This is a genomic window from Thermococcus peptonophilus (assembly GCF_001592435.1).
In the GTDB taxonomy this organism is placed as follows: Archaea; Methanobacteriota_B; Thermococci; order Thermococcales; family Thermococcaceae; genus Thermococcus; species Thermococcus peptonophilus.
The window spans coordinates 1,062,597-1,088,622 of the sequence record NZ_CP014750.1; the positions used below are offsets into that span (position 1 = coordinate 1,062,597).

The 26,026-nt window shown below is 50.7% G+C and carries 29 protein-coding genes; 16 read left to right on the forward strand and 13 right to left on the reverse strand.

Annotated elements, in window-relative coordinates:
• Positions 1-275 precede the first annotated feature (275 nt).
• From A0127_RS05750 to nucS, 3 genes are all read left to right on the forward strand, one after another.
• Positions 276-1,292, forward strand: a complete 1,017-nt coding sequence (locus A0127_RS05750; RefSeq protein WP_062389099.1) for a potassium channel family protein — start codon at positions 276-278, stop codon at positions 1,290-1,292.
• A 177-nt stretch (positions 1,293-1,469) separates the two neighbouring features.
• Positions 1,470-2,534: a DNA repair and recombination protein RadA gene (radA, locus tag A0127_RS05755; RefSeq protein WP_062389102.1), complete on the forward strand. Its 1,065-nt coding sequence runs from the start codon at positions 1,470-1,472 to the stop codon at positions 2,532-2,534.
• Between the two features lie 34 nt (positions 2,535-2,568).
• Positions 2,569-3,327: an endonuclease NucS gene (nucS, locus tag A0127_RS05760; RefSeq protein ID WP_082781393.1), complete on the forward strand. Its 759-nt coding sequence runs from the start codon at positions 2,569-2,571 to the stop codon at positions 3,325-3,327.
• On the opposite strand, the gene A0127_RS05765 is transcribed toward nucS, so the two are convergent.
• Both A0127_RS05765 and A0127_RS05770 read right to left on the reverse strand, forming a co-directional pair.
• Entirely contained in the window at positions 3,324-3,707 is a 384-nt protein-coding gene (locus A0127_RS05765) for a DUF473 domain-containing protein (protein ID WP_054840720.1), read from the reverse strand. The genes nucS and A0127_RS05765 overlap by 4 nt on opposite strands.
• 10 nt (positions 3,708-3,717) lie before the next feature.
• Positions 3,718-4,446: a proteasome assembly chaperone family protein gene (locus A0127_RS05770; RefSeq protein WP_062389106.1), complete on the reverse strand. Its 729-nt coding sequence runs from the start codon at positions 4,444-4,446 to the stop codon at positions 3,718-3,720.
• A gap of 115 nt (positions 4,447-4,561) precedes the next feature.
• Here A0127_RS05770 and A0127_RS05775 point away from each other — a divergent pair, with 115 nt between their 5' ends.
• From A0127_RS05775 to A0127_RS05810, 8 genes are all read left to right on the forward strand, one after another.
• Positions 4,562-5,335, forward strand: a complete 774-nt coding sequence (locus A0127_RS05775) for an S-methyl-5'-thioadenosine phosphorylase (RefSeq protein WP_062389108.1) — start codon at positions 4,562-4,564, stop codon at positions 5,333-5,335.
• 98 nt (positions 5,336-5,433) lie between these two features.
• On the forward strand, positions 5,434-5,898 hold the full coding sequence (locus A0127_RS05780; protein ID WP_062389111.1) for a thermonuclease family protein: 465 nt from the start codon (positions 5,434-5,436) through the stop codon (positions 5,896-5,898).
• Positions 5,899-6,012: 114 nt separating this feature from the next.
• On the forward strand, positions 6,013-7,287 hold the full coding sequence (locus tag A0127_RS05785; protein WP_062389114.1) for an amidohydrolase family protein: 1,275 nt from the start codon (positions 6,013-6,015) through the stop codon (positions 7,285-7,287).
• Between the two features lie 44 nt (positions 7,288-7,331).
• Entirely contained in the window at positions 7,332-7,874 is a 543-nt protein-coding gene (locus tag A0127_RS05790; RefSeq protein ID WP_062389117.1) for a [protein ADP-ribosylglutamate] hydrolase, read from the forward strand.
• Positions 7,875-7,938: 64 nt separating this feature from the next.
• Positions 7,939-8,307 carry a hypothetical protein gene (locus A0127_RS05795; RefSeq protein ID WP_156471161.1) on the forward strand — a complete coding sequence of 123 codons (369 nt, stop codon included), beginning with the start codon at positions 7,939-7,941 and terminating at the stop codon, positions 8,305-8,307.
• Positions 8,308-8,398: 91 nt separating this feature from the next.
• Complete coding sequence (locus A0127_RS05800; protein WP_062389124.1) at positions 8,399-10,462, forward strand: PEGA domain-containing protein; 2,064 nt, start codon at positions 8,399-8,401, stop codon at positions 10,460-10,462.
• Positions 10,463-10,567: 105 nt separating this feature from the next.
• The gene (locus tag A0127_RS05805) at positions 10,568-12,010 is read left to right on the forward strand and encodes a bifunctional ADP-dependent NAD(P)H-hydrate dehydratase/NAD(P)H-hydrate epimerase (protein ID WP_062389128.1); all 1,443 of its coding nucleotides are present in this window, start codon (positions 10,568-10,570) and stop codon (positions 12,008-12,010) included.
• 9 nt (positions 12,011-12,019) lie between these two features.
• Positions 12,020-12,640 (forward strand): hypothetical protein, encoded by a 621-nt coding sequence (locus A0127_RS05810; RefSeq protein ID WP_062389131.1) that lies wholly within the window; start codon positions 12,020-12,022, stop codon positions 12,638-12,640.
• An 18-nt stretch (positions 12,641-12,658) separates the two neighbouring features.
• Here A0127_RS05810 and A0127_RS05815 read toward each other — a convergent pair whose 3' ends face one another.
• The 4 genes from A0127_RS05815 to A0127_RS05830 all read right to left on the reverse strand — a co-directional run bounded on the left by A0127_RS05815 (position 12,659) and on the right by A0127_RS05830 (position 15,688).
• On the reverse strand, positions 12,659-14,044 hold the full coding sequence (locus A0127_RS05815; RefSeq protein ID WP_062389133.1) for an alpha-amylase: 1,386 nt from the start codon (positions 14,042-14,044) through the stop codon (positions 12,659-12,661).
• A 186-nt stretch (positions 14,045-14,230) separates the two neighbouring features.
• Positions 14,231-14,788 (reverse strand): ArsR/SmtB family transcription factor, encoded by a 558-nt coding sequence (locus A0127_RS05820; RefSeq protein ID WP_054840712.1) that lies wholly within the window; start codon positions 14,786-14,788, stop codon positions 14,231-14,233.
• 9 nt (positions 14,789-14,797) lie between these two features.
• Positions 14,798-15,103, reverse strand: coding sequence for a DUF211 domain-containing protein (locus A0127_RS05825; RefSeq protein ID WP_011250833.1), 306 nt, complete (start codon positions 15,101-15,103; stop codon positions 14,798-14,800).
• A 3-nt stretch (positions 15,104-15,106) separates the two neighbouring features.
• Positions 15,107-15,688, reverse strand: coding sequence for a winged helix-turn-helix domain-containing protein (locus tag A0127_RS05830; RefSeq protein ID WP_062389136.1), 582 nt, complete (start codon positions 15,686-15,688; stop codon positions 15,107-15,109).
• Between the two features lie 187 nt (positions 15,689-15,875).
• Between A0127_RS05830 and A0127_RS05835 the strand changes: the two genes are divergently transcribed.
• The gene (locus A0127_RS05835; protein ID WP_062389138.1) at positions 15,876-17,285 is read left to right on the forward strand and encodes an acetate--CoA ligase family protein; all 1,410 of its coding nucleotides are present in this window, start codon (positions 15,876-15,878) and stop codon (positions 17,283-17,285) included.
• 3 nt (positions 17,286-17,288) lie between these two features.
• Here A0127_RS05835 and A0127_RS05840 read toward each other — a convergent pair whose 3' ends face one another.
• Complete coding sequence (locus tag A0127_RS05840; RefSeq protein WP_062389141.1) at positions 17,289-18,065, reverse strand: MBL fold metallo-hydrolase; 777 nt, start codon at positions 18,063-18,065, stop codon at positions 17,289-17,291.
• A gap of 153 nt (positions 18,066-18,218) precedes the next feature.
• Here A0127_RS05840 and A0127_RS05845 point away from each other — a divergent pair, with 153 nt between their 5' ends.
• On the forward strand, positions 18,219-19,562 hold the full coding sequence (locus A0127_RS05845; protein ID WP_062389146.1) for an ATP-binding protein: 1,344 nt from the start codon (positions 18,219-18,221) through the stop codon (positions 19,560-19,562).
• 53 nt (positions 19,563-19,615) lie between these two features.
• Here the strand turns inward: A0127_RS05845 and A0127_RS05850 are convergent, their stop codons facing one another.
• Positions 19,616-19,945 carry a HepT-like ribonuclease domain-containing protein gene (locus tag A0127_RS05850; protein ID WP_062389149.1) on the reverse strand — a complete coding sequence of 110 codons (330 nt, stop codon included), beginning with the start codon at positions 19,943-19,945 and terminating at the stop codon, positions 19,616-19,618.
• The gene (gene mntA, locus A0127_RS05855) at positions 19,942-20,235 is read right to left on the reverse strand and encodes a type VII toxin-antitoxin system antitoxin protein adenylyltransferase MntA (protein WP_062389151.1); all 294 of its coding nucleotides are present in this window, start codon (positions 20,233-20,235) and stop codon (positions 19,942-19,944) included. Before mntA ends, A0127_RS05850 begins: the two co-directional genes overlap by 4 nt.
• A 504-nt stretch (positions 20,236-20,739) precedes the next feature.
• Here mntA and A0127_RS10485 point away from each other — a divergent pair.
• Complete coding sequence (locus tag A0127_RS10485) at positions 20,740-21,564, forward strand: hypothetical protein (RefSeq protein ID WP_156471162.1); 825 nt, start codon at positions 20,740-20,742, stop codon at positions 21,562-21,564.
• A gap of 47 nt (positions 21,565-21,611) precedes the next feature.
• Here the strand turns inward: A0127_RS10485 and A0127_RS05865 are convergent, their stop codons facing one another.
• Genes A0127_RS05865 through A0127_RS05875 form a run of 3 tightly spaced genes read right to left on the reverse strand, consistent with a single transcriptional unit; the run spans position 21,612 to position 23,078 of the window.
• Positions 21,612-22,454 carry a DMT family transporter gene (locus tag A0127_RS05865; RefSeq protein ID WP_054840708.1) on the reverse strand — a complete coding sequence of 281 codons (843 nt, stop codon included), beginning with the start codon at positions 22,452-22,454 and terminating at the stop codon, positions 21,612-21,614.
• 2 nt (positions 22,455-22,456) lie between these two features.
• Complete coding sequence (locus A0127_RS05870) at positions 22,457-22,900, reverse strand: type II toxin-antitoxin system VapC family toxin (RefSeq protein WP_062389154.1); 444 nt, start codon at positions 22,898-22,900, stop codon at positions 22,457-22,459.
• Positions 22,890-23,078 (reverse strand): antitoxin AF2212-like protein, encoded by a 189-nt coding sequence (locus tag A0127_RS05875; protein ID WP_062389157.1) that lies wholly within the window; start codon positions 23,076-23,078, stop codon positions 22,890-22,892. The genes A0127_RS05870 and A0127_RS05875 overlap by 11 nt, the downstream gene beginning before the upstream one ends.
• Positions 23,079-23,257: 179 nt before the next feature.
• Between A0127_RS05875 and A0127_RS05880 the strand changes: the two genes are divergently transcribed.
• Positions 23,258-24,412, forward strand: a complete 1,155-nt coding sequence (locus A0127_RS05880; protein WP_062389161.1) for a tryptophan--tRNA ligase — start codon at positions 23,258-23,260, stop codon at positions 24,410-24,412.
• Between the two features lie 92 nt (positions 24,413-24,504).
• Here the strand turns inward: A0127_RS05880 and A0127_RS05885 are convergent, their stop codons facing one another.
• Entirely contained in the window at positions 24,505-24,750 is a 246-nt protein-coding gene (locus A0127_RS05885) for a hypothetical protein (RefSeq protein ID WP_062389164.1), read from the reverse strand.
• A gap of 102 nt (positions 24,751-24,852) precedes the next feature.
• On the opposite strand from A0127_RS05885, the gene A0127_RS05890 reads away from it, so the two are divergent.
• Positions 24,853-26,010, forward strand: a complete 1,158-nt coding sequence (locus A0127_RS05890) for a hypothetical protein (protein WP_156471163.1) — start codon at positions 24,853-24,855, stop codon at positions 26,008-26,010.
• The last annotated feature ends 16 nt before the right edge of the window (positions 26,011-26,026 follow it).

A 26,026-nucleotide genomic window follows, 5' to 3' on the forward strand; every position in this document is an offset into this window, starting at 1 on the left:
AGCAGATTGTATATAAATCCGCCTGAACAAAATCACATTTACATTGTCACTAACGCTTTAAAAATACCTCTTTCGCTGTTTAAAGTCATCAAATCCATCCATCCTCCGAAAGTTGGTTCCAGTGGAAATGAAACTCTGGGGGATCTTTTCGATGAGTATCGAAAAAGAGTTCTGTTTCCACTGGAAAACTTGCGCCTAGTGGTATTTTTATGTTCATTAAAGTTCAATTGGTCGCGTCCCAATGTTTTTAACTTCCTATGATTCTAGCACAGATGATGATACCGATAACAGTAATCCGCAGGCTTGTCAAGATTCGATATCGGGTTAGACGGAGTAAGCTCCTTCAGATAGGTGCCGCTGTGGTGCTCCTCTCCTTAGTCTTCGCAGGGCTGTTTGCATACTTTGAAGGGCTGGGCTTCTTCACTGCCTTCTACTGGGCCGTAATAACCATGGCGACGATAGGTTACGGTGATATAACGCCGCAGACGGAGGCAGGTAGGGTAGTTGCCATGGTTGCTGCCGTCGCAGGCATCTCAACTTTTACGGCCCTAGTTTCCCTTCTGGCGGAGTTCCTCATTTCTTCATCTCTCAGGAGGATGATGGGTATGCACCGTGTTGGGTATTCTGGACACTATGTTGTGATCGGGCAGGGGAGTAGCGTGGCCAGCTTTGTGAGAGAGATGCTCTCCGCGATGGATCGGGGCGAGGTTCCTCACAGGCCCGTTGTTGTAGTATTTCCGAACGAAGAAGAGCGCAGGAAGGTTGAGCTTCCGGAGGAAGTCGAGATTCTGATAGGGGACCCAATAAACAGAGAAACACTTGAAAGAGCCCGGGTTGAAAGTGCTTCCCATGTTGTTCTAGCGCTCGACGATGACTCAAGGTCAGTCTTCGTAACCCTCCGCGTCAAGAGCATTTCCAGTGCAAAGGTACTTGTGGAGGCTCTGAGCGGGGACAGCATAGACCTTCTGAAGCAGGCCGGGGCCGACAGGGTCATCCTCAGCAGGGGTCTGGCGGGGAGACTGCTCGCCAGCGCCGTCATAGAGCCTGAAGTCGTGGACGTCATTGATGACATAACAAGCTCTCTTGGCGGCTATGACATCACTGTGGTCAAACTTCCAGAAGTTTGGGGTATGATGTACTCAGAGGCACTTGAGCTGGTTCAGAAGAAGTATGGGCTGTACTTGATGGGTTACTACACTGACCGTCCTGTGCTCGTTCCGCGGCTTGACTCTCCAGTTCCAGAGGGCTCAAAGCTCATAGTCCTTAGGGAAGTTAAAAATAATGGTGGTTAATGCTTTTATTTCTAGTTTAAAGCGTTTTTCTGTCTTTTATTGTAAGATATAGGCTTTTTATTGCTTGTTTCTCGAATTGGGCGAAACTCTTAAAAGTTTCATTGCAAAGTTGCTGGGGGACATAAAGTATATAACCTCTTCAGGTTTTACCCACATCAAAGGTATTGGGTGATGCTGATGGGCCGCAAGAAGAAAGTTGAGGATGAAGTCAAAGAGCTTGATGAGTTTGAGGAGCTTGATGTTGAAGAGTCACTTTCATCATCTGCTGAGCAATCAAAGCCTGGTAAAAAACTCACGACTCTCGAGGACCTTCCTGGGGTTGGTCCAGCCACCGCCGAAAAGCTGCGTGAGGCCGGTTACGACACGATAGAGGCAATAGCGGTTGCTTCTCCTCTGGAGCTTAAGGAGATAGCGGGGATAAGTGAGGGTGCCGCGCTCAAGATCATCCAGGCGGCGAGGGAAGCCGCCAACATTGGAACCTTCATGCGCGCCGACGAGTACATGAAGAGAAGAACTACGATAGGCAAGATTTCCACTGGAAGCAAAGCCCTTGACAAGCTCCTGGGCGGCGGTATTGAGACGCAGGCCATCACGGAAGTATTCGGTGAGTTTGGAAGTGGAAAGACCCAGCTCGCCCACACACTAGCTGTGATGGTTCAGAAGCCGCCTGAAGAAGGGGGTCTCGGCGGTTCCGTCATCTGGATAGACACAGAAAACACCTTCAGGCCTGAGAGGATAAAGCAGATCGCCGAAAACCGCGGCCTCGACCCAGAGGAGGCCCTTAAGAACATCTACGTCGCGAGGGCATTCAACAGCAACCATCAGATGCTCCTCGTCGAGAAGGCCGAGGAAATCATCAAAGAGAAGGCAGAGAGTGACAGGCCTGTAAAGCTCCTCGTCGTGGACTCCCTCATGGCGCACTTCAGGAGTGAGTACGTCGGCAGGGGAACCCTGGCTGAGAGGCAACAGAAGCTGGCCAAGCACCTCGCTGACCTCCACAGGTTGGCTGACCTCTACGACATAGCGGTCTTCGTGACCAACCAGGTTCAGGCGAAGCCCGATGCCTTCTTCGGCGACCCGACGAGACCTGTTGGAGGTCACATCCTTGCCCACAGCGCCACTCTTAGAGTCTACCTCAGGAAGGGCAAAGCTGGAAAGAGGGTCGCAAGGCTCATAGATAGCCCGCACCTCCCTGAGGGTGAGGCGGTCTTCAGGATAACCGAGAAGGGCGTCGAGGACTGAAGGCTTTAAATACCCTCTTCTTTTACCCATTTCCATGTCCAAGGACAAGGTAACGGTCGTCATATCACCTTCAATTGAAGAGCTCGTTTCGCTTGTCAATTCCGCCCTCTTAGAGGAGGCCATGCTGACTATTTTTGCCCGCTGTAAGGTTCACTACGATGGAAGGGCAAAGAGCGAGCTCGGTTCCGGCGACAGGGTTATCATAGTCAAGCCCGACGGCTCTTTTCTCATACACCAGAGCAAGAAGCGCGAGCCTGTGAACTGGCAGCCACCGGGTAGCAGGGTGAGGTTGGAGCTGAGGGAGAACCCTGTTCTCGTTTCGATAAGGAGAAAGCCCAAGGAAACCCTTGAGGTCGAGCTCGAAGAGGTCTACATGGTCTCCGTCTTCCGGGCTGAGGACTACGAGGAACTCACCCTTACCGGAAGCGAGGCCGAAATGGCAGAGCTTATCTTTGAAAATCCAGAGGTCATAGAGCCCGGCTTCAAGCCGCTTTTCCGCGAGAAGACAATCAAGTCCGGGATTGTTGATATCCTTGGAAGGGACAGTAACGGGAATATCGTCGTCCTTGAGCTTAAGCGCAGGAGGGCGGAACTCCATGCCGTCAGACAGCTCAAGAGCTACGTAGAGATCCTGAAGGAAGAGTACGGCGATAAAGTTCGTGGTATCCTCGTTGCCCCGTCGCTCACTTCCGGAGCAAAGAGGCTCTTGGAGAAGGAGGGCCTCGAGTTCAGAAAGCTTGAACCGCCGAAAAAGAAGGGCAAGACAAAAGGCAAACAGAAGACGCTGTTTTAGCCAATCTGCATCTCCTGCGGGAGCATTTCTCTAACCTTCACAACTACTATCGAGTCTCTCCTCTCAATCTTTACAACCCTTCCAAGGCCGAGGAGCTTTATCCTCGCCCTGCAGACGGTCACTTCCCGCTCGTCGCTTTCCTCCCACGGAACTCTCATGTTAAGTTCTCTGGCCTCTATTAACTCGGTTATCAGCCCCTCTGTTCCGCTTCTAACGTCCTCAAAGGGTTCATACGTCAGAAATAATTTTTTTAGGTCTTCCATAGCCTTCTCGACTGCGAGGACGTTTCTGGCACTCCTGAGCTCAACCGTCCTGTAAGGGTTCCTCAAAAGCTCGTCAAGGAGCCTCCGCGCGATTCCAGCTATCAGTATAGCCTCCATGGTCATCACCTCACAGGTACAGGCTCTCGTACTGCTTCTCGGCCCTCTGTCTGGCCTGCTCCATCTGCTCGTGCATCTTCCTGAGCTGCTCCTCAATCATCCTGGCCTCCTGGAGGAGCGGCTCCGTGCTGAGGTCAATGCTGGTGAGCTTCTTGACGACTTCAAGGACGTTTGCTGCTGCCCTCGGGTCGGGCCTGTCGCCGAAGGTCTCGCCCATCAGCGCGTAAGCGTTCAGGCCCTTTCTGCTCGCTTCCCAGAGGAGCTTTCCGCTCATGCCCATTATCGAGCCGTACTGGAGTATCTTAACCCCCTTCTCCTCAAGCTCCTTGTTGAGCTCCTCGCTTGAACCGACGCCCCAGACGTCGAGCTGTTCCTTGAAGAAGCCTATCCCTATGCCGCCCATTGAAATTACCTTCTCGGCCTTCATCTCGCTCAGGTAGTTCACGAGCTCCTTGGCTATCTCGTTGACGAGCGTGGGAGGGACGTAGATGTCAGCTACCGCCACTATGACGTTGTCCTTTCCGTAGAACCTCAGCGGTGGGTTTGGCTTCCCCTCAAGGATCAGTGCCATCGGCGGCAGGAACGGACTTTCCACGTAGCCTATCATGTCCATCTTCAGCTCCTTCGCCAGGAAGTTCGCCGCTATGTGGCCCACGAGGCCTATTCCGGGGTAGCCTTCGATGAGGATCGGGTTCTTAATCTCTGGCAGGACGAGCTTGACCGGCTTCCCGTTCTCCATTCTCCCACCCCCAGAGAACTTTAGTTTCCAAAGGTTATTAAACTTTCGGAGTTTGGTTTCCACTGGAAAGGCAACCCTTATATTGTCCAGGTGTTAGATTAACATGGTGATGACCATGCCGAAGATAGGTATCATCGGCGGTTCTGGAGTTTACGGCGTCTTCGAGCCGAAGGAGACCGTTAAGGTGCACACTCCCTATGGAAGGCCTTCAGCTCCAGTGGAAATAGGGGAGATTGAGGGCGTTGAGGTTGCTTTCATCCCGCGCCACGGCAAGCACCACGAGTTCCCGCCACACGAGGTTCCCTACAGGGCCAACATTTGGGCTTTCAAGGAGTTGGGCGTTGAGAGGGTTATTGGAATCACTGCAGTTGGTTCTCTTCGTGAGGAATACAAGCCCGGCGATATAGTCATAACCGACCAGTTCATAGACTTCACTAAAAAGAGAGACTATACCTTCTACAACGGGCCGCGCGTTGCCCACGTTTCAATGGCAGATCCATTCTGTCCAGAGCTAAGGAAGATATTCTACGAGACCGCCAAGGAGCTCGGCTTCCCGGTTCACGAGAAGGGCACCTACGTCTGCATTGAAGGGCCGAGGTTCTCCACGAGGGCGGAGAGTTTCATGTTCAGGCAGTTCGCCCACATCATCGGAATGACCCTCGTCCCGGAGGTCAACCTTGCCAGGGAGCTCGGCATGTGCTACGTCAACATAGCGACCGTTACCGACTACGATGTCTGGGCAGACAAGCCAGTGGATGCCCAGGAAGTCCTTAAGGTCATGGCCGAGAACAACTACAAGGTTCAGGAGCTCCTCAAGAAGGGCATTCCGAAGATTCCCGAAGAGAGGCACTGCGGCTGTGCCGATGTTCTGAAGACGATGTTCGTGTGATTTAGTTGTCTTTTTCTTTTTCGATGATTTGTTTTGATGTTGACATTCTTGGCATAAAACACTTAAGCAACATCTTTAATCTTCATTGGTGATCTTAAATGAGGCGTGCTGGAATTATGCTGGTTTCGTTAGTCGTTTTTATTCTTCTAAGTTTGGGCTTCGTCTCGGCCTATGAGTTCCAGGCTTATGGAAAGGTTACCCGGGTCGTTGACGGAGACACACTTTGGTTCTACTCCTACTATGGCTACCGTGCCGGTGAGAGCTTCAAAGTCCGCTTTGCCGACATAAATGCCCCTGAGATTTATACTCCAGAAGGGCAGGAGTCAAAGGCAGCTCTGGAGTGGCTCTTCGACAACTATGGGCACTACGTTTACCTCGACGTTGACGACGTCTACGAGACCGACCATTATGGGAGGGTTGTTGCCGTCGTTTATCTCCCGTTCTGGTACTACGGCTACGCACTGAACGTCAACGAATGGCTCGTTGAGAGCGGCTACGCTTCCATTTGGGATCACTACAACGAGTTCAACCCCTACACCTGGAGCCTCTGGGTGCCCATCTGAGCTTATTCCTTCTATCCTTTTATTCCATTAGACTCTTTCTGGCCTAAGAACTTGGCAAATCTTTTTAACTTCCACTGGAAACAGAGCTTTTCAAAGGGGTCAAAGGTGGTAACCATGAGCATTCTCATCAAGAATGGATACGTTATCTACGGCGAGAACCTCAACGTTGTGAAGGCTGACGTCCTCATCGAGGGCAACAGGGTCGTGAGCGTCGAGAGGAACATAAACGAGGCCGCTGACACCGTTATAGACGCCACCGGAAGGGTAGTTTCTCCCGGCTTCATAAACCTGCACACCCACTCGCCTATGGGCCTCCTTAGAGGCTTGGCGGATGATCTCCCCCTAATGGACTGGCTCCAGAACCACATCTGGCCGAGGGAGGCAAAACTCACCCCCGAGTACATCAAGGTCGGTGCCTACCTTGGAGCGCTTGAGATGATAAGGAGCGGGACTACTACTTTCCTCGATATGTACTTCCATATGGACAAGGTGGCAGAGGCCGTTCTCGATGCTGGCTTAAGGGGATATCTTTCCTACGGCATGATAGACCTCGGCGACCCGGACAGGACGGAGAGGGAAATAAAGGAGGCTCTCCGCGAGATGGAGGCGATAGAGAAACTAAACTCTGATAGAGTCCACTTCGTCTTCGGGCCGCATGCGCCGTACACATGTTCGATAGCCCTCTTGAAAGAGGTTAGGAAGCTTGCGAGTGAGCATAGAAAACTCATAACGATTCACGTGAGCGAGACGATGGCGGAGATAGGTCAGATAACCGAGCGCTACGGAAAGAGCCCTGTAGTTCTCCTCGACGACATCGGCTTCCTTGGAAACGACGTCATAATAGCCCACGGCGTCTGGCTGGACAGCAGGGACATCCAGATTCTGGCCAGGCACGGCGTTACTGTTGCCCACAACCCGGGAAGCAACATGAAGCTCGCGAGCGGCGTCATGCCCCTCGAAAAGCTCCTCAACGCCGGCGTTAACGTTGGCTTAGGAACGGACGGAAGCGCGAGCAACAACAACCTCGACATGCTCGAGGAGATGAAGTTAGCGGCCCTCCTCCACAAGGTCCACAATCTCGATCCCACCGTAGCGGACGCCAGGACGGTCTTCAGGATGGCCACACAGAACGGAGCAAAGGCATTAAGACTCAACGCGGGCGTCATTAAGGAGGGCTACCTGGCTGATATCATCATAATCAACTTCAACAGGCCGCACCTCAGGCCCATTAACGACGTGATAAGCCATCTCGTCTATTCTGCCAATGGAAACGACGTTGAGACGACGATAGTCGGCGGAAAAATCCTGATGCTCGACGGAGAAGTCCTGACCCTCGACGAGGAGAAGGTTATCAGCGAGGCCGAGAAAGTCTCAGAAAAGCTCGCCTGAGTTAGCGTTAAATCCTCTTCTTCCCTATTTCCTTGGTGGTGGTCGTGGTCGAGTTTGAGATCGTTAAGGGAGACATAACCCGCTTTCCGGCCGAGGCGATAGTCAACGCAGCCAACAGGTACCTTGAGCACGGCGGCGGTGTTGCCTACGCAATAGCAAAGGCAGCCGCAGGCGATCCGAGGGAATACATCAGGATAAGTAAGGAAGCCATGCGTGAACAGATAGGAAGGGGTTACATCGAGCACGGGGAAGTCGTTGTAACGCCGGCCATGCGGCTCGAAAAACACGGCATCCGCTACGTCATTCACACCGTTGGCCCATACTGCGGTGGGATCTGGGACGGGGACAAGAAGGAGAAGCTGAGGAAGGCCATCCTCGGGGCGCTGAGAAAGGCGGAGGAGCTTGGGGTCAAAACGATAGCCTTTCCGGCGGTAAGCGCTGGCATCTACGGCTGTCCGCTTGAGGAAGTCGTGAAGACCTTCAAAGAAGCTGTTGAAGAGTTCAGAAAGGAAGCGAGGGGCGTCGAGAGGGTTTATCTTGTGCTGTACTCAGAGGGGGACTACGAGAGGGCTCTGAGAGTTGTTTGAATTCAGACCCGGAAACATGTGTGGAATGCTATCTGGTAGTCCCGTGGTGTTCGAGGTGAACGCTGTGAAAGAGTACGTCAGGCTTCTCTTTCTTCTCAGGCTCTTTCTGAGAGTATTTGCCTTTGTTTATCCCCTATTTATCACTGTGATGTATGACTTCTGGATTTTCGAGAAATTTCCTTCATGGGCGCTAGTGGTTTACATCGTCGTAATGGGTATGGTTGAGCTTATCATTGCCATCTCCATGAGAAGATCATGGATGGTTGCTTTATCTCAGGTTTACCTGGCGCTTGCGATCGTCTTTGAGTTCCCATCTGCGGTGGTGGAGCTTCTGGTTAGGGGACAGACTTCTGGATACCTGCCATTTTTTGGATGGGCGTTCGTATGGTATTTTCCGGTGTTATTGATAGCCCTTAGCCTGGCGAAGGAATGAATAACACGCGCCAACGGTTTTTATGTTTCATAGATCTGTACCCATAAACTTTAAAAATAAACTTCTTGCGATTGGGAGTGGTGATACTATAATGAGGAAGATGAGTAGTATCTTGGGCTTAGTGCTGGGACTCCTGTTAATTATTCCGTATGTGGGAGCTTTTGAAGTTAAAATGGTTTCATCAGGCCCGTCTCTGGACGGGGGCTATTCAGGTGAATACTTCACGAACGGTTTTTGGATTGTCTATAAGGTGAATTCCAAGACTCACTCGTACTTTACGAAGATAGTAAACGCCTCGAATAATGAGACCGTCCTGACAATAAATGAGAGAGTTGGTCCCGTCGTGCCTGTAGAAGGGGGTAAATACTTCCTGCTGACTACAATTGGGAATGAGTACTCGCTGCGCCTGTATCGCCTGGAAGACGGTGAGTATTCCCTCGTCTGGAAGTTTGATACAAGCAGGTACGGCTGGGTCAGCTCCGTTCTCCCCGTGAAAGACAAGGATCTAATACTAGCTGGTACCGTCGATGTGTCTCAGAACAACTTCGGCGGGCATTATGTAATTGGTCTTGACTTCAGTGGCACCCTCAAGTTTGCCACAAACCTTCATGTGAAGAGAAATACTGTCTCGGATATACTTCCCGCGGGGAACGGGATGTACCTGGTAATAATCCCCGGTTTAGGTCATGGCCTTCCTTATCTTGGCCTCATAGACGAGTCGGGTAATATCGTTAAGTCAGTTAGGGTCAACTATCCCTGGGCTTCTCAGTATGTCTACGTCCAGGGACGTGATTTTGTTATGGTATCCTGGCATGAAAAAGATGAGGGGTACGTAAAGGATCTAAAAACCTACTATGGAATCTGGACTCTTAATTTAACCCACGTGGCTACTGTTGAGCTTCCACATAGATTTCTGGGTGCAACACCAGTTTTTGACAACAACATGCTCTATCTCTTTACCGTGGAGAAATCAAACTCGACTTATAATCTCATAGAGTCAAAATACCATCTGAACGGTACCCTCGTATGGCGCAGAAAAGTTGGAAAGCTAAAATTTGAAGAGCTTCCGGAGCCTTCGAACAATTGTGTGATTTCAGGGGAAAACGTTCTTCCGATAATACTCCCGTATTCTAACGTCTACGTTGGCGTTTACCTAGTGGGAAAAGCCGTTAATGTCGTGGCCGTGGACTTCAAGGACGCCATTCCCCTGGCGAATGCATCAATTACGCTGCCGGTAACCTATAATGAATGGGGTTGTTCCGTTGGGTTTATGTATGACAACAAGTACATAGAGGCAGGATCTGAGGTTTACTCCATAAACACCACGGCCATTCCCTCGGCGGTCATCGTAGACTCTAACCTTCCAGCGAACGTCACTGTTGATGGGAAGTGGTCTGGAAAAACTCCGTTTTATCTCAATGTGGAGCCTGGACGTCATAGAGTAGAGATTGTCCGGAGAAATTACTCCCCAATAGAGCGCGTTGTGAGGGTTGGTTCTCACGAGGGAGTCAGGGTTTTTGCTACTCTAACTCCACTAAACGCCACCGTTGTCCTCACATCAACTCCGACCGCTGAAGTTGACATCTTGCCTGCGGGCATCACGGTGAACACTCCCTCAAACGTCTCCCTCCGCAACGGAACGTACACGCTCATCTTCAAGTCCAAGGAGTATCCCGGACAGTACGAACGGATTAGAAAAACTGTGACTCTCCTCCCCAATGAAACCAGAACTATAAACGTTGAGCTATCCCTCATACGCTCTGAACTCAATATAAATTCAACTGTTGAGAACGCCACAGTATACATTGATGGGAAGATGGTGGGGAATTCCCCACTGCAGGTCTTTGTGGTTCCAGGTTCTCATAACGTTACCTTAAAGGCTCAGGGCTACCTCCCGGAGTCCGTTGAAATAAACGCGACAAGACCGGTTCTCAATGTTTCTGTGGCTTTAACTCCCGTCACCGACTCAAATAGAGACGAAACGTTTTCCAGCCCGACTACAGCAACCCCTAGCATTACCCACTCCAGTACTTCATTGAAACCCACTGAAACTGAGTCAAAAAAGGATACGCATTCAACATGCGGTCCAGGATTCATGGTTTTCCTTTCCATAACGGCTGTTTTTGCATTGAGAAGGCGGAATGGTTCTAAGTGATTGCATATTTCTTTTTCTTTCCCTTTGGGAAAGTTAGGTGTCAAAGCCCTCTTCCCAACTGAAAATGATTTAACACATAGCGGCCAATTACTCTTGGTGATCTCGATGAGAATCGAGGACGTCTACATCTGGGACATCAACGCTAAGTGGCTCGGCATCTCCCCTTACCAACTAATGGAGAACGCTGGTGCTGGTGTCGCAAGAACTATCGAGGAGCGCTTCGGGAAGGGACTCAGGATAGCGGTCTTCTCTGGAACCGGAAACAACGGGGGAGACGGCTTCGTTGCAGCGAGGCACCTAAGCTTTGAAAACGACGTTACCCTCTTCCTGGTCGGCAACGAGGAAAAGATCAGGAGCGAGGAGGCAAAGCACAACTGGGGGATTCTCAAAAAGCTCGACTTCGTGAAGATCAAAGTTCTCAAGGACTCTTCTTACATCAAGTCCCTCGACCTTTCTGGCTTTGATGTGATAGTTGATGCTCTCCTTGGTGCGGGAACGAAAGGAGAACCGAGGGAGCCAATAAGGAGTGCCATCGAGAAGATAAACGAATATGCAGGAAAGGCGAAGATAGTGAGCGTTGACCTTCCGAGCGGCTATCCGAGCAGTGTTAGAGTAAAGGCTGACGTTGCTGTCACCTTCCAGTGGGACAAGGAAGAATACGAAGGCTTTGAGCACGTTATAGTGAAAATAGGCTACCCGAAGGAGCTCTACCACCTAGTGGGCCCGGGCGATGCCAAGTTCGCACTGAGGAAGAGAGGGGGGCACAAAGGTCAGAACGGGAAGCTCCTAGTGATCGGTGGAAGCGAGGACTACTTCGGAGCGCCTTATCTTGCCTCAAAAGCGGCTTCCTACCTCGTTGATCTGGTCTATCTTGCGATGCCCGAGTACTCAGCGAGAAGAATAAACGATCCCAACTTAATCCTGCGCCCCTTTGGGGGCAGGAACTTCACAAAGGAAGATGTGGAGGACGTTTTGGCAATAGCTGATGGGGTTGATGCAGTCGTTATCGGGCCTGGAATTGGACAGAGGGCCGAGACAAAGGAGTTCATCCTTGAGTTCCTCCGCTGGTCCGAGAAGCCTGTAGTTATAGACGCCGACGCCCTAAAGGCCGTCGCCGAGGATTTGGACGTTCTCAAGGGGAAGAAGTTCATTCTAACACCCCACGCCGGCGAGTTCAGGATACTGTTTGGTGAGAAGCCTGATGGAAGCCTTGAGGAGAAGCCGAAGCTCGTGGTGGAGAAAGCAAAGGCCGTTGGGGGAACGATCCTGCTCAAAGGGGCCTACGACATCATAAGCGACGGAAAGGTCTGGAAGTACAACAAGACCGGCAACAGGGGCATGACGACCGGCGGAACCGGCGACGTTTTGGCGGGTTTAGTTGGAGCACTCCTCGCGCTCGGGAACTCTCCATTGAAGGCTGCCTCTGCCGGAGCCTTCCTCAATGGTTTGGCAGGCGACATGGTGAAAGAAGAGGTGGGAGAGAACTTCACGGCTTTGGACGTTGCCGGAAAGGTGCCGCAGGCAGTAAAGTGGGTACTTGAGTTTTGAGGTGGTCTCATGAAGCGGGTCGTTGGACTCTTTCTCTTTTTGGTTCTCACCTCAGTTGTGGTTTTCACCATTCTCTTGAACTCATCCGAGAAGTATCCAGCCAAGCTCCACGCGGGGTTTCAGAGGCCGGTAGAGTTTAATGGGGTCGAGTTGCTCAAGGGCTATCCAAACGCCGTCACCCACGTTGTTGTCTTCCGCTTTAAAGAGTCACCAGTCGGAAAGAACGTTTGGGAACTTGAGGAAGTCTTTGATGTTGCTCCGGACTACCTCATCATTGAGATCCAGAACGGCTCAACGCTCTTCTGTCGGGCGAAGAGCGAGAATGGCACCTTTGTTTTCAGGGGAGAAACCTGCTATGGAACCCTTGATGAGGCCTTAACAAGGCGTATAACCCTAACGGGCTGTCTCGACGCCACATACATCGGCCACCGCCTCGAAAGGAATTCGATATTAATCTTTGAGTTCAGGGCCGCGAAGGAGACAACCTGCGTGAACAAGACCGTCGAAGTTAGGGGGAGACTCTACGATGTGCTGGTAAGGATTGAGACGGGAAATGGGACGGTTGAGTTTCCTGTCAAGAGGGTTGAAGGAAATTATCTAACGGATGAGGTCTATGAAATCCAAAAGTAATGAAAAACGAAAGAACTCTCACCCAACCCCGCAGTAGCTCCAGACGGTGTATCCGTACTGTCCGTTGGCTGGGTCGTAGGCAGGAGCTTCGAGATAGACCCAGCCGCTCGACTCAACGTACTTGTCAACCCAGTCGCCGAGGTTGCCCGTGTACTCGTGGATGCACGCGCCCGCGAACTTCGGTACGTACACCCACCTTCCGGCCCTGCTCGAGCCGAGGTTGATGTACGTTATCAGTCCTGGCCTCTTTGAATCCCCTGTTCTCTCAAAGATGAGCTCGTCGCTGTCATAGTAGACTATGCTCGTGCTCCCTCCAGCGAGGTGATCGTGTATCCAGATAAGGTTTATCAGCTTATCTTTGTTCAGCCATTCCTCAAAATCGCGGTAGAATATGACGGGCTGACCCTCATAGGTGAGAATGAAGGCGTAAGCCGGGTACTTGTTCCAGATTATGTCCGTGTCGTGGTTTGCTACAAACGTAACGGCCTTGAACGGATCGCGGGAAACAACAGTCTGGCCGTTCTGGAGGGCATCAACTAGGGCCGGGATGTTGGTGTTGTCGAAGGCCTCGTCCATCTTGTAGTAGAGCGGGAAGTCGAAGACTTTGGCGCCGCTGTCGTAGGCCCAGCTGAGGATGACATCAACGTTGGTGTCCCAGTACTCTCCAACGGCCCAGCCGCCCCACCAGTTGAGCCAGTCATTAACGACCCATGCACCGTAGCCCTTCACGTAATCGAAGCGCCAGGCATCAACACCGATGCTTCTGAGGTAAGCGGCGTAGCTCTCGTCGCTCGCCCAGAGCCAGTACTGATCCCACTCCTTCTCGTGGGCTATGTCTGGATAACCGCCGAAAGTTCCTTCGTCACAGCATTTAACCTCGTTGGGGTGGAAGTCGAGGTAGTTGGCCGTGTATTTGCCAGAAGCCACCTTCGAGAAGTCCGTCCATGTGTAGTCCCCAACGAACGGGTTCCACTCGAGGTCTCCGCCTGAGCGGTGGTTTATGACGATGTCGGCTATGACCTTTATCCCATAGGCGTGGGCGGTGTTTATCATATTGATAAGCTCCTGCTTCGAGCCGAAACGTGTCTCAACGGTTCCCTTCTGGTAGTACTCACCGAGGTCAAAGAAGTCGTAGGGGTCGTAACCCATCGAGTAACCGCCGCTTGCTCCCTTGCTCGCGGGGGGAATCCAGATGGCGGATATTCCTGCCTCGTACCACTCTGGTATCTTGCTCCTGATTGTATCCCACCAGATTCCTCCGCCTGGGACGTCCCAGTAAAAGGCCTGCATTATAACGCCGCCTTCTTCGAGTTCGAGGTACTTTGCAGCGCTGACAGGCTGTGCAGTGGCTGCCATACTCACTACAAAAAACAGGGTTATGAACAGGGCAACAAACTTCTTCATGGAACCACCCCTATGTTCAGCGGTGCTTATATGTATCACCGCTGGTGAGATATTTAAATTTTGCCATTTAAGGACATTAAAGAACATTACTATACACAACGCTCGACATTGGTTTTGTGCCTTCATGTTCTGTTCGGGTGGTTAATAGTTTGAGGTCGAAAATAAGAATTAACTAGAATGGACGCATCAGAACGAAACGAGGTCTCTAACTTTCTTCGCATGTTCGCAAAGCTCACAGCTCTGAAGGAAGACGAGCATGTTGAGAAGATGGAACAGCTCTATTTCGCTCAGCTCGACATCTGCCTCTGAGATGCGCTTTATTATTGGCTGAGAGCGGATTTCAATGGTGTCAAGTACTTCTTTGATAAGAACCTTGAGGGTTCCTCTATCTTTTATCTTAAATCCGCTCTTTTCTAGTATCTGGACGAGCTTCTCAGCCTCAATCTGCAGGTAGGACTGTCTGAACTCCTCGATGCTCTCATCGGGTTCGGCCTTTATCAGGAACATCCTCGCCGCTCTCGCGTATATCCTCTCGTTTCCATTGGTGTCTATCTCTTCCACAAGTCCCTCGGATTCTAGGGCCTTTATGTGTCTGTAAACCGTTGTTCTGTCCTTTTCCAGGAAGTCGCTCAGTTCGTTGACGCTCATCGGTCTTTCTCTGAGCAGTTTGAGTATCTGAAATCTGGTTGGGTCTGAGAGCACCTTTACGGTCTTCGGGTTCGTGATTATCAAAACTTCTCTCATAGCCGGCCCTCAGTACTCCTCCAGTTTGTCCTGGGGAGTTTCCTCTTCTTCGATTATCCTCTTTCCGGCCGCCACCATGTCTATGCTGTGGACGACGCCGCCGAACTCCTCGATTGTCCTGACAATTTCTTCGTAGTCAAGGTTGTCACCCATTATGGTTATCTTTACGTTTTCCGTCTCCTTATCGATCTCAACTAGGGTTATGTTGACGCCGTCAACCCCCTCAAGCTCGCTCAGACCAAGCGCGAGGTCGGTCACCATCGGCTGGTGCGGCTTGAGCACGTCCAGTACGAGAAGCCTTATCCCCCTCGCCATTCATTATTCCTCCTTTTTGAGGATCTCCCCAAGCTTCCTGAGCAGGTTGAGAACCTCTTCGTCTCTGCCCATCCTGGCCATGGCAAGCCACTCTATTGCGTGGATTATGTCCTCGTCTGAGAAGTCCTTCAGCTTTTCTTCGTTGGCTTCAATTTCCTTTGAAATCTCCGTCTTGTACTCGTGCTCCTTCTTGAGGATTTCGTCCATGACGTTGAGAAGCTCCTCATCGTTGAACTCATAGCCCAAGGCCTTGAATATCTCGAGCTTCGTCTTGAGCCTTGAGCGGGCGAAGTAGCGGAGCTCTTCGTCGCCGAGATATAGGTTTATGTAGAACGCATCAGCCGTCCTTCCGTAGTACTTCTCCACGAGGTTGCCCTTCATCTCCGTCCGCTTGACCTCTACCAGCCCTGCTTCCTTGAGTTTCTCGATGTGGTGGTAGATGGTTTGGGGTGTCTTCCCGAGGATTTCGCTCAGCTGGGAGATCGTCATCTCCCTGTTCCTCAGGAGCTGGAGTATCTTCCTCCTTGTGTCTTCCAGCATCAGCTTTATGACCTCTGGGTCAGTGATCACTTTCACTTTTGCCATTTCGATCACCCAATTTAAACGTTCTAACGTCTCTTTTAACGTTCGGGCATTTAACTCTTTTGTTCGCCCTCAAAACTTCATCACCGGCAGGTTTATATATGTAAAGCCTGACCACCAGTGGATATAAAATCCATATCCAGGGAACGCTTAAAAACCCGTGCCCGAAAAAGCTTCGGAGGTGATTTCGGTGGAGAGCCCGAACCTGGACTTCCTGTTTTATCCCAAGAGCGTCGCAGTCATAGGTGCCTCAAACGTCCCCGGGAAGGTTGGAAACGCCATAATGCGCTCGATAACCCTCCGCTTCGACGGGAAGGTCTATCCCGTTAACATAAAGGGCGGGGAAATCGAGGTAAATGGGAAGAAGTTCAAGGTCTACAGGAGCGTTAAGGAGATTCCAGATGAGGTTGACGTCGCCGTTATAGCCGTCCCCGCGAAGTTCGTGCCCGATGTTATTGATGAGTGCGGTGAGAAGGGCGTTAAAGCGGCAGTTGTCATCTCCGCTGGTTTCAAGGAGGCGGGAAACGTTGAACTCGAAGAAGAGCTCGTAAAGAGGGCCAGGAAGTGGGGAATCCGCGTTGTCGGTCCGAACTGCCTTGGAGTTACCAACCTTGAGAACGGTTTCGACTGCAACTTCAACCCGCCCGAGAGGCAGGCTAGGCCCTCATTTGGAAAGGTCGCCTTCATGAGCCAGAGCGGGGCATTCGGCGCTGCAATCCTCGACTGGGCCGCCAGCCACAAGATAGGGATGAGTAAGTTCATCAGCCTCGGCAACATGGCTGACCTCGACGAGAGCGACTTCATGGCATACCTTGGCGACGACCCGAAGACGGGCGTCATAACCGGCTACATTGAGGGAGTCAAGGACGGGAGGAAGTTCTTCAACACGGCAAAGGAAGTGACTCTCAAGAAGCCCGTCGTTATCCTCAAGGCTGGAAGGACGGAGGCAGGGGCAAAGGCGGCCGCTTCCCACACTGGCTCTCTCGCCGGCTCTTACAGGATATACCAGGCTGCCTTTGAGCAGACCGGAGTTCTGGAAGCCAAGAGCATGCGCCAGCTCTTCAACTACGCGAAGGCATTGGCCATGCAGAGCCCCGCTAAGGGCAACCGCGTGGCCATCGTCACCAACGGCGGTGGAGCTGGAGTCATGATGAGCGACGGCTTGCTTGAGAAGGGCATAAAGCTCGCCGAGCTCAGCGAGGAGACCAACGAGAAGTTTGAGAGGGACATCAAGGAAGGAAAGCTCCCGCACCACATGAGCTACAAGAACCCAATCGACGTCATAGGCGACGCACCCTCAAGCCGCTACGAGATAGCCATGCGCTATGCCCTAGAAGACCCGAACGTTGACGTCCTCGTCGTCATAGCCCTCTTCCAGAGCCCCGCACTTGACGAGGGAATTGTTGAGGCTATGGAGAGAATGAAGGCCTACGGCAAGCCGATAGTCTTCGTTGCACCCGGGGGGGCCTATCCACACAAGATGGCAAGGAACATCGAGCTGAAGGGCATTCCGGTCTATGAGACAGTTGAGGACGGCGTCGATGCAGTCTATGCGCTCGTTAAGTACGGAGAGTGGCTCAGGGAGAACGGGAAGCTTTGAAAGCTAAACCTCAACCCAAGTAAAGTCTCTCGCAACTTCTCCCCTTATCCCCCTCTCCCTTACTTTCTTCTCAAGAACCTCGTGCGTGTAGTTGCTGTGACTTATATGGGCGAATATGGTGTATGAAGCGCCGGTAAGCTCGGCAAGCTTTATGGCGTCATTAACGCCGAGGTGAACTCTTGGAATTGACTCCCTGTGGGTCATCTCAGCTATTAGAAGGTCAGCGCCCTCGATGAGCTTAAGCGTCTCCCCGTCCTGAAGTATCTCCGGCCCGGTGTCCCCGGTTATGGCTATTCTCCTCCCGTTGATCTCGAAGACGAAGCCGCCGGAGTTCTCTATCGGCTGATGGACAGTTCTGAAGTGATAGACTCTCATTCCTTCAATCTTGTACCACTTCCCGAATTCAAGCTCGTGGTAGCGCCAGTCCCTGTTTTCCGGGGCCGCTCCGCCGAGGAAGATGGCTGAGAGGTGCCTCGCCATCTCGACCGCCTGCCTGTGGGAGTAGACGTCTATTTCCTTGAACACCTGAAGCTCCGGAAAGCCGGCTATGTGGTCGAAGTGGGCGTGGGTTATGAAGACCTTCTCAATCCTCTTGTTCAGCCGCTCGAGGTGGTAGTGTAAATCCGGACTCGGGTCAACGAGAATTCCATCCCCTATGTAGAGGGAAAAACGAGTCCTCCTCAGTGCTGGATTTATTCTAGCCCTTGAACAGTTCTCACAGGTACAGAGGGGCTTTGGAGTCCCGCTGTAGGAACCCGAGCCGAGGACAACTACCTTCATGACATCACCCCTCACCACTTCTAACGGGGAAATTTAAGCTTGAGCCTTGAGCATCATGCTCACGGATACCTCTGTCTTGAACTCTTCCTAGGGAAGGTGAGCATCGAAAGCCTTAATTATGATAACTGCTATTATGATAATGGTGATTATCAAGTGATGCCCTTCGTGGACAGGAAGGAGGAGCTGGAATCCCTCCGCGAGAGACTCCTGAGCGAGAACTTCGAGCTTGTAGTCATCTATGGCAGGAGAAGGGTCGGGAAGACGAGGCTCGTTCTTGAGGCGGTCAAAGGGATTCCCCACGTTTACTACCTCGCCGTCGAGGGGGACAACCTCAGGCACTTCCGCGAGACCGCCGAGAGGATTTTCCCGGAAGTCAGGTACTCGCGAGAGGACTGGGAGGGGACGCTCCACGCGCTCAAAGGAAAGGTCATCGTCATAGACGAGTTCCCGAACCTGATAAAGGAAGACCCAAAAGTGCTCTCGGTTTTTCAGAGGGCGATTGATATTGATCTCTCAAACTCGGGGACTAAGCTAATCCTCCTGGGCTCTTCAGTCGGAATGATGGCAGAAAAGGTTCTCAGCTACAAGAGCCCCCTCTACGGCAGGAGAACCGGCTCTATGAAGCTCAAGCCGATGAGTTTCTTTGCCCTCAAAGAGTTCTTCCCAGAGGCGAGCTGGGAGGAGCTGGTTGAAATTTATGGACTCACCGATGGGATTCCCTTTTACATCACCCGCGTTAAACTTCCCTTCTGGGAGTGGCTTGAGAAAGAACTGAAAGACCCCGTGAGCTTCTTCAGGGACGAGGTTGACTTCCTCCTCCGCTACGAGTTCAGCGAGATAAGCACGTACAAGAGGATCCTAGAGGCGATAGCCCTCGGAAGGACAACCCCGAAGGAGATAAGGGACTTCACGGGAATGAGGCACTCCGACATAACCCCCTACCTCAGGAACCTCATTTCCGTTGATCTTCTCATCCGTGAGGTTCCGGTGACGGAGAAGCCGACCTCAAAGAGGGGGCGCTACTATCTGGCTGATAACTTCCTAGCTTTCTGGTTCCGCTTCGTCTATCCGAACCTCTCCCGCATCGAAGAGGGGACTTTTGAGGTGGCTGAGATCAGGGAGACTTATCCACACTACCTCGGCCGGGTCTTCGAGAAGGTCGCCAGGCAGTTCCTCGTGGGGATGAACAAGGCAGGAAAGCTCCCCTTCAGACTCACCAAAATTGGTCGCTGGTGGTACAAAGGAGAAGAAATAGACCTCGTCGCTCTCAACGAGCGGGAGAGAAAAGCGCTCTTCGTCGAAGTCAAGTGGAAGGATTTGGGGAAAAGGGAAGCGAGAGGGATTTTGAAGGATTTAGAGAGGAAGGCGGAACTCGTCGGGCTAGAGGATTGGGAGAGAAGTTATGGATTGATAGCGAAGGGGATTGATGGGAAGGATGGACTTAGGGAAGAGAGCTTTTTGGTTTGGGACTTGAAGGAGTTTAATGGGAGTTCATAGGGCCACTTCAGCATCTTAGGGAAGAAGGAGCAAGCTGTGTTCCTTTGTAAAGGTCACAGAACGTCTGAGAGCATCTCCTTAAGGAGTGGAATGTCTTCTTTTATGGTCTTCCAGACAACGCGGAGGTCAACGCCGAAGTACGCGTGGATAAGCTTATCCCTCATCCGAGCCATCTCCCTCCAAGGGAGCCGGGAATGAGACCTCTTGAAGTCGTCGGGAATGGCTTTGGCGGCCTCACCAATGACTTCAAGCGCCCGGATTACTGCAAACTGGGTCTTTCTATCCGCCAGAAACTCTTCGAAGGTCATTCCTTCCGTGAACTCTTCTATTAACGAGATGGCCTCGGCTATGTCGTTGAGATAATCTTCATGGGTTCGCTTCATACGTAGATGACCTCCCTCTTCACGTGCTTACCTATCTTCGGCTTTAGCGCGGACTTCATGACGAGGTCAACCCTGACGCCGAGGAGGTCTTCGAGGTACTCCTCAAGCCGAATGAACTCCAGAAGGGAGGGGATTCTGTGGAAGTCCACGAGAATATCAACGTCGCTCGTTTCCCTTGCCTCTCCCCTAACGTAGGAGCCGAATATTCCTATCTCTTTGACTCCAAACTTCTCCTCAAGCTCGCGCTTGTGCATTCTAAGGATCTCTTCAATCTCATCAAGGCTCCTCATGGTTGGTAATTCGCCCGGGAAGTCAAAAGCTTTTCGAAAGGGTTTTATTGATTTGGGCGATAATAGGTAAATGTGATCGTTAATCAATAACATTGTTAGCTGAAGTGTCAGCAAGCGCAACAACAGGCCGATTACAGTAAGCATAGTTACGAAAAATATGTTGGCAACGTTGCTGTCTGGAAGGGTATGGAATATAAAACACGGATACGTAATAACCATAGGGTGATTACAAGATGGTAAGCAGATACCAGAAAAAAATATACGAAGCGAAGCTATCCGTACCAGAAGGATTTTTAGGGTTAGGAAAAAACAAAAAAAAGTCGTACTAACAGCAAGGGTAGCAAGAAACGAAACGCTTTTAGCCGAGATTAACCATTTACGTGAACTCTTTGAAAAAGAAGGTGTAGAATTCAACGAAACATTAGAGAAAGCAATGGAAGATGCGCTGACTCACTACGAGGTAGAACATCCCGAAAAAACCCATATGACAAATACAGGACAACGGTGCGTGCATTCGCAGAATCTAAAGAGGACGCATTAAAATATGCAACATTCCTTCAAATTCTACATCTATTGCTCACCGCAGCACATAAAGATAGACGAGATGCAACAATAACAATAGAAAAAACCCTATGGCCAGCAGTCAAACGGGGAGATATTCATATCGTAGCACTAAACGAAGAAGAAGAGAATAGATTGAAAAATCTGTCAGCCAGTTCCATGAGCAATTATGCCGGATACCCCCTGATTCCTTTTGAAGAATTTAAGACGAAACAAATTGATCGAGTAAGCAGATTAATTCTTGAAAATGTGAAGAGAAAGAACCCCAATGCGATCGCAAACCCACAGGAATTCATAAAAGCAATAAAACTCGCAGCAGAAGCTGCAGATAAGATCATCGAAGAAAAGAAGAAAAGATCTGGTGGACAAGGTCTCGCGCCGATAAATGGAGATATCAAAAAAATTCCCGAACTTGTAGAAGCTATAAAGATCATCGCGAAGATGCTTCCTGCAGAATACAGGAAAACAGCGGGCAAAACCCCAAAATACCCTCAGGTTCAGAAGCAGGACACCCCAAAATGGATCTTGGAGACAGTCCCGGAGGGAGTAAAGTTAGAAGTCCTCTCCCTCCTCAAGGCCGTTGAGCTTGTCGGTTCTCCAGAGGTTAGGAGCAAAGCCGCTGAAGAACTCAGGGAAAAGGTAAGGGAGATAGCCAACGGCGAGCTTAGTGAAGAGGCACTCCTCAAGGCTGGCCTCTACGCGGTTGCCGCTGAACTCATAGCCCCGGGAAAGGATGAAAAGCTCAAGGAACTCCTAGATACGGGCTGAGCGTTTCCTTGCCAATGTACAAGAGGAACACTTTGGAATATGCACGGTTACCTCTTCCCGCTTTCCTCAAAGGCTATCAGAAGCGTTCCGATTGTTACAAGAAGGAAGCCGAGTAAATGATAAACCCCAACCTTCTCACCGAGGAAGGCTATAGCTACCGCTATCGTGACGACCGGAGCTGGAGTGAGTATCGCGGTGGCCTTCGAGAGGTTTATTCTTGAAATCGAGGCGTACCATAGGGTTTGAGTTGTCGCTATTATGATTCCCTCCGCAACGGCGGGCTTGGTTAGCCGAATTCCGCTCAGGAGCGCAAGTGGGAGTAGGAGGAGAAAGCCAAAGGTGTTCCTGAGTGTAGCTATCGTCAGCGGCGAGTAGTCGGTGAACTTTGCAACAGTATGTCCCAGTTGCCAGAATAGCGGCGTTAGGAGGAGCAGGAGATCGCCCTTCCTTGGTGTTATCAACTTTCCCTGCGTGAGTACTAGAAAGACCCCGCCGAAGAGCAGGAGCGAAGAGGTCAGAGCCTTTCCGCTCACCCTCTCCCTGAGGAGAAGCCAACCGATGGCGAGGGAATAGAACACCTCAAGGCGCGTTATTATGGCTGAGTTCACGGCCGTGCTCATGCTTGTCCCGAGCGAGTAGAGGGAGTAGGCAATGGCGGTGGCAAAAAGGCCGGTTAGGAAGGTCTTCTTAAGCTCGGCAGGTTTCTCTCGAATCTCTCCGAACCTGCCAGTTGCCAGAAGAACCACCCACAGGATAAGGGCCGCGGAGAAGATGGACAGGGTTATGAAGCCGATTGGATTGGAGGGATTGGCCCTTATGATGGCTGGCTCAAGACCCAAAGCAAGGAGGACGAGAAAAGCGAGGAGCGTGCCTTCGACTTCCTTATTCACATTTACACCTCGTTCACACTTTGAATTATCCTGAGATGGGGCACTCTTTTGAAATCATCGTCAAAAGTAGCCAGTGTGGAAATTCCATAGAAGCTACATGTGGCGGCAATAAGGGCATCATTGGGCAGAAGGAGACTATCTTTGATGTAGTTTCTAGACTCTCTCACGATGTCAGAGTTCAAGTCGAGAATTTTGAAAAGTGAGAACAGCTCGAAAACCGGTTCCAGATCCAATTTAGAAAGATTCTCTGGACGTTTTTTCAGCTCATATGACTTCATTCCAGTATTGGCTTTTATGTAAAAGAAGAGAACTTCTGAGACCACAATTGGGTTTATAAAGCCTCTGATACTCCCGTTCTCTACAGATTGAATCAAAGCTTTTGCCTCTTGTATTCCACTTAGGTGGTAAATTAAAACGTTCGAATCAAAGAAGATGCTACCACTCATCCTCTATCTCCTCGATGATTTTGTCAACTTCCTCTTTACCAAGCTTCACGATTCCAAAGGTCTTCTCGGATATTTTCTTGGGGATGAGCTTAACACTGACCTCGGTACCATCGGGTAAGTTGAGCTTTTTCTTGAGCTTGAGGACGCCGTTCTCGTAAACAGCCTCAACTACCTCCATACTCCCACCAATTAGTTGTGCTACATTTCCCTAAAAACACTTTCGCACCCAAAAACTTTAAAATCTCCTCGCCCTTTCTTCTTCCATGTTCGGTGGTCGTTTTTGGCCTTGGTGAAGCCTATCTCTTCTGCACCGCCTTAGTCTGGAGTTTCCTTTCCACTGGAAACGGAGGTGTTTGAATGGACGACTTTAAGGTTACCCCCTGGGACGTTGAGGGAATGGTTGACTACGACAGGCTGATAAAGGAGTTCGGGACGACGCCGCTGACGGACGATCTCCTGGAGAGAACGGCGAAGCTGACTAAGAGCGAACTCCCGATATTCTTCAGGAGGAGGTTCTTCTTCTCCCACAGGGACTACGACAAAATCCTCGACGACTACGAAAGCGGGAGGGGCTTCTTCCTCTACACCGGCAGAGGCCCGAGTGGCCCGATGCACATCGGCCACATCATTCCTTTCTTCGCGACCAAGTGGCTTCAGGAGAAGTTTGGGGTGAACCTCTACATCCAGATAACCGACGACGAGAAGTTCCTCTTCAAGGAGAAGCTGAGCTTTGAGGATACCAAGAGGTGGGCCTACGAGAACATCCTCGACATAATTGCTGTGGGCTTCGACCCTGACAAGACTTTCATCTTCCAGAACAGCGAGTTCACCAAGATCTACGAAATGGCCCTCCCGATAGCCAAGAAGATAAACTTCTCGATGGCGAGGGCAGTCTTCGGCTTCAACGAGCAGAGCAAGATTGGAATGATATTCTACCCAGCAATACAAGCCGCTCCAACGTTCTTCGAGAAGAAGCGCTGTCTGATTCCTGCCGCCATAGACCAGGACCCCTACTGGAGGCTCCAGAGGGACTTCGCTGAAAGCTTAGGCTACTACAAGACTGCCGCCCTCCACTCCAAGTTCGTTCCGCCCTTAACGGGCCTCGAGGGCAAGATGAGCGCGAGCAAGCCCGAAACGGCCGTTTACCTCACCGACGATCCGGAAGAAGCTGGAAAGAAGATATGGAGGTTTGCCCTCACCGGCGGCCAGCCAACGCTCAAGGAGCAGCGGGAGAAGGGTGGAAACCCTGAGAAGTGTGTCGTCTTCAAGTGGCTTGAGATATTCTTCGAGGAGGACGACAAGAAGCTCATGGAGCGCTACCACGCCTGTAAGGCCGGAGAGCTGACCTGCGGCGAGTGCAAGCGCTACCTCATCAAGAAAGTCCAGGACTTCCTCAAGGAGCACCAGAAGAAGAGGAAAGAGGCCGAGAAGAAGGTCGAGAAGTTCAAGTACACCGGTGAGCTGGCCCAGGAGCAGTGGGATAAGGCTATTCCTGAGCCGTTGAAAAACTAATTTTACACTTTTTTCCCTTTTGTCTTTTTGTTAGTACTTTTTTGTTTTTTGTCAAATATACTAAAAAACTGAAGAAAAGAAACAATGAGCAATCAAAACCAGTTGCCTATATCAAAAACGTCATCTACATCATCTATCTCATCTTCTTGGGCTTCTGAAATTAAGTCAACAATGAAATCTTCAAAGTCCTCGTCGTCTTTTTTAAAATTCCTCGCGGCGGCGCTCATGGCCCTGCTCTTAAAGCCTCCGTCAGCTTTGACGGCCCTTCCGCTGTCCACCGCGCTCTGAATCCTCCTTGCGGCGTCCCATGTCATGGGCTTGGAACCCTTCTTCCCCATCGAGGTCACCTCCAAGTGGTTGTCAATAATAGTTCAACGTTTTACTTTATAATATAGTATTCTCAAAAGAAAGGCTTTTTTGTGAATATCCATGCAAAGATTATGGGTGGCATCATGGCCAATCCAAAAGACGATAAAGACAAAGTCAAATTCAAGATCGCCAAGAAAATAATCGAGCTTGGTGAGAAAGGGGAAGAGCTAACAGTTTACAACCTCACAAAAAGGCTCAGGGAGATTTCAAAAAAAGAGGGTGAGCCTAAACTGGACGTTGGGCCGGAACAGGTGCGCAGGGTTCTGAACGAGCTAGTTAAGTTAAAGGTTCTGGCTCCATTCCAAGGGATACTTGGAGAAAAACCAAACGGCAAGAAACCAAAAAAGCCCTACCAACTCCTGTGGCCCCCCGAAAAGGCCTATGGTATCGTTGAATGTTGGGAGGAGTCCCACTCCCTTCAGGGGTTTATCAATGCCCTGAGCCACTTGGAAAAGTCTACCAAAAAGAAAACACGTTTTCAAGACCTTGCATATACTCTTTGTCCCTACATGGTTCTCCTTGGGATCGACTGGATTGAAGGGTTGACCGGCTTCCTTGGGAAGTTTGACTGGGGAACGTTCTTAGATCGAGCGATCCCGCTGTACAATGCCGTGTTCTCCCTGAGACACGACGGGGAGCTTAAGGCGCTCAACGAAAACTACATAGGCGGCGATTTCTTCCTGGCCTCGGGTTCAAACTCATGCCGGTTCTTTGAAGAGGCCCGGTGGGTGAATTACGTTGCCAGAAGAAAGGCCAAAACCGAGATTGAGGACAAACTCTTGGAAATGTTTTATGAGGGAAACGAACTCAGGTGCGCGAGCCTTCACTACGGTAATGGTGTTTCTTCCCTTTCAAACTACATCATTGGCATTAGATATGCTCTCGTGGATTCGAAGATCGTTGTTTTTGATTTTTCACCGAATCCCTTTCTTAGAAGAGAAGACGATGGGAAGGTAACCAAGAGCTTCAAAAAGCTGTTGGAATATCTTGAGCAAACACACAAAGAAGCAGGATCAATTCAGGTTAGGACGTTATCTCCCGCCATGGAGGAACTGCTTAAAAAACACTTCGGATTTGAAGAGAGTGACAAGTTTTACTTATTCACAAGGACCGAAAAGATCAAAGATGGCTCTCGCTTCATCGTTGAATTTTCTAAGAACCCTCCTTCGGTTTATGAAAATGAATGGATAATTAAAGTACTTGAAAAGAAAATTGGCTTTAAAGAGTGAGGTAAAAGTTACGAGG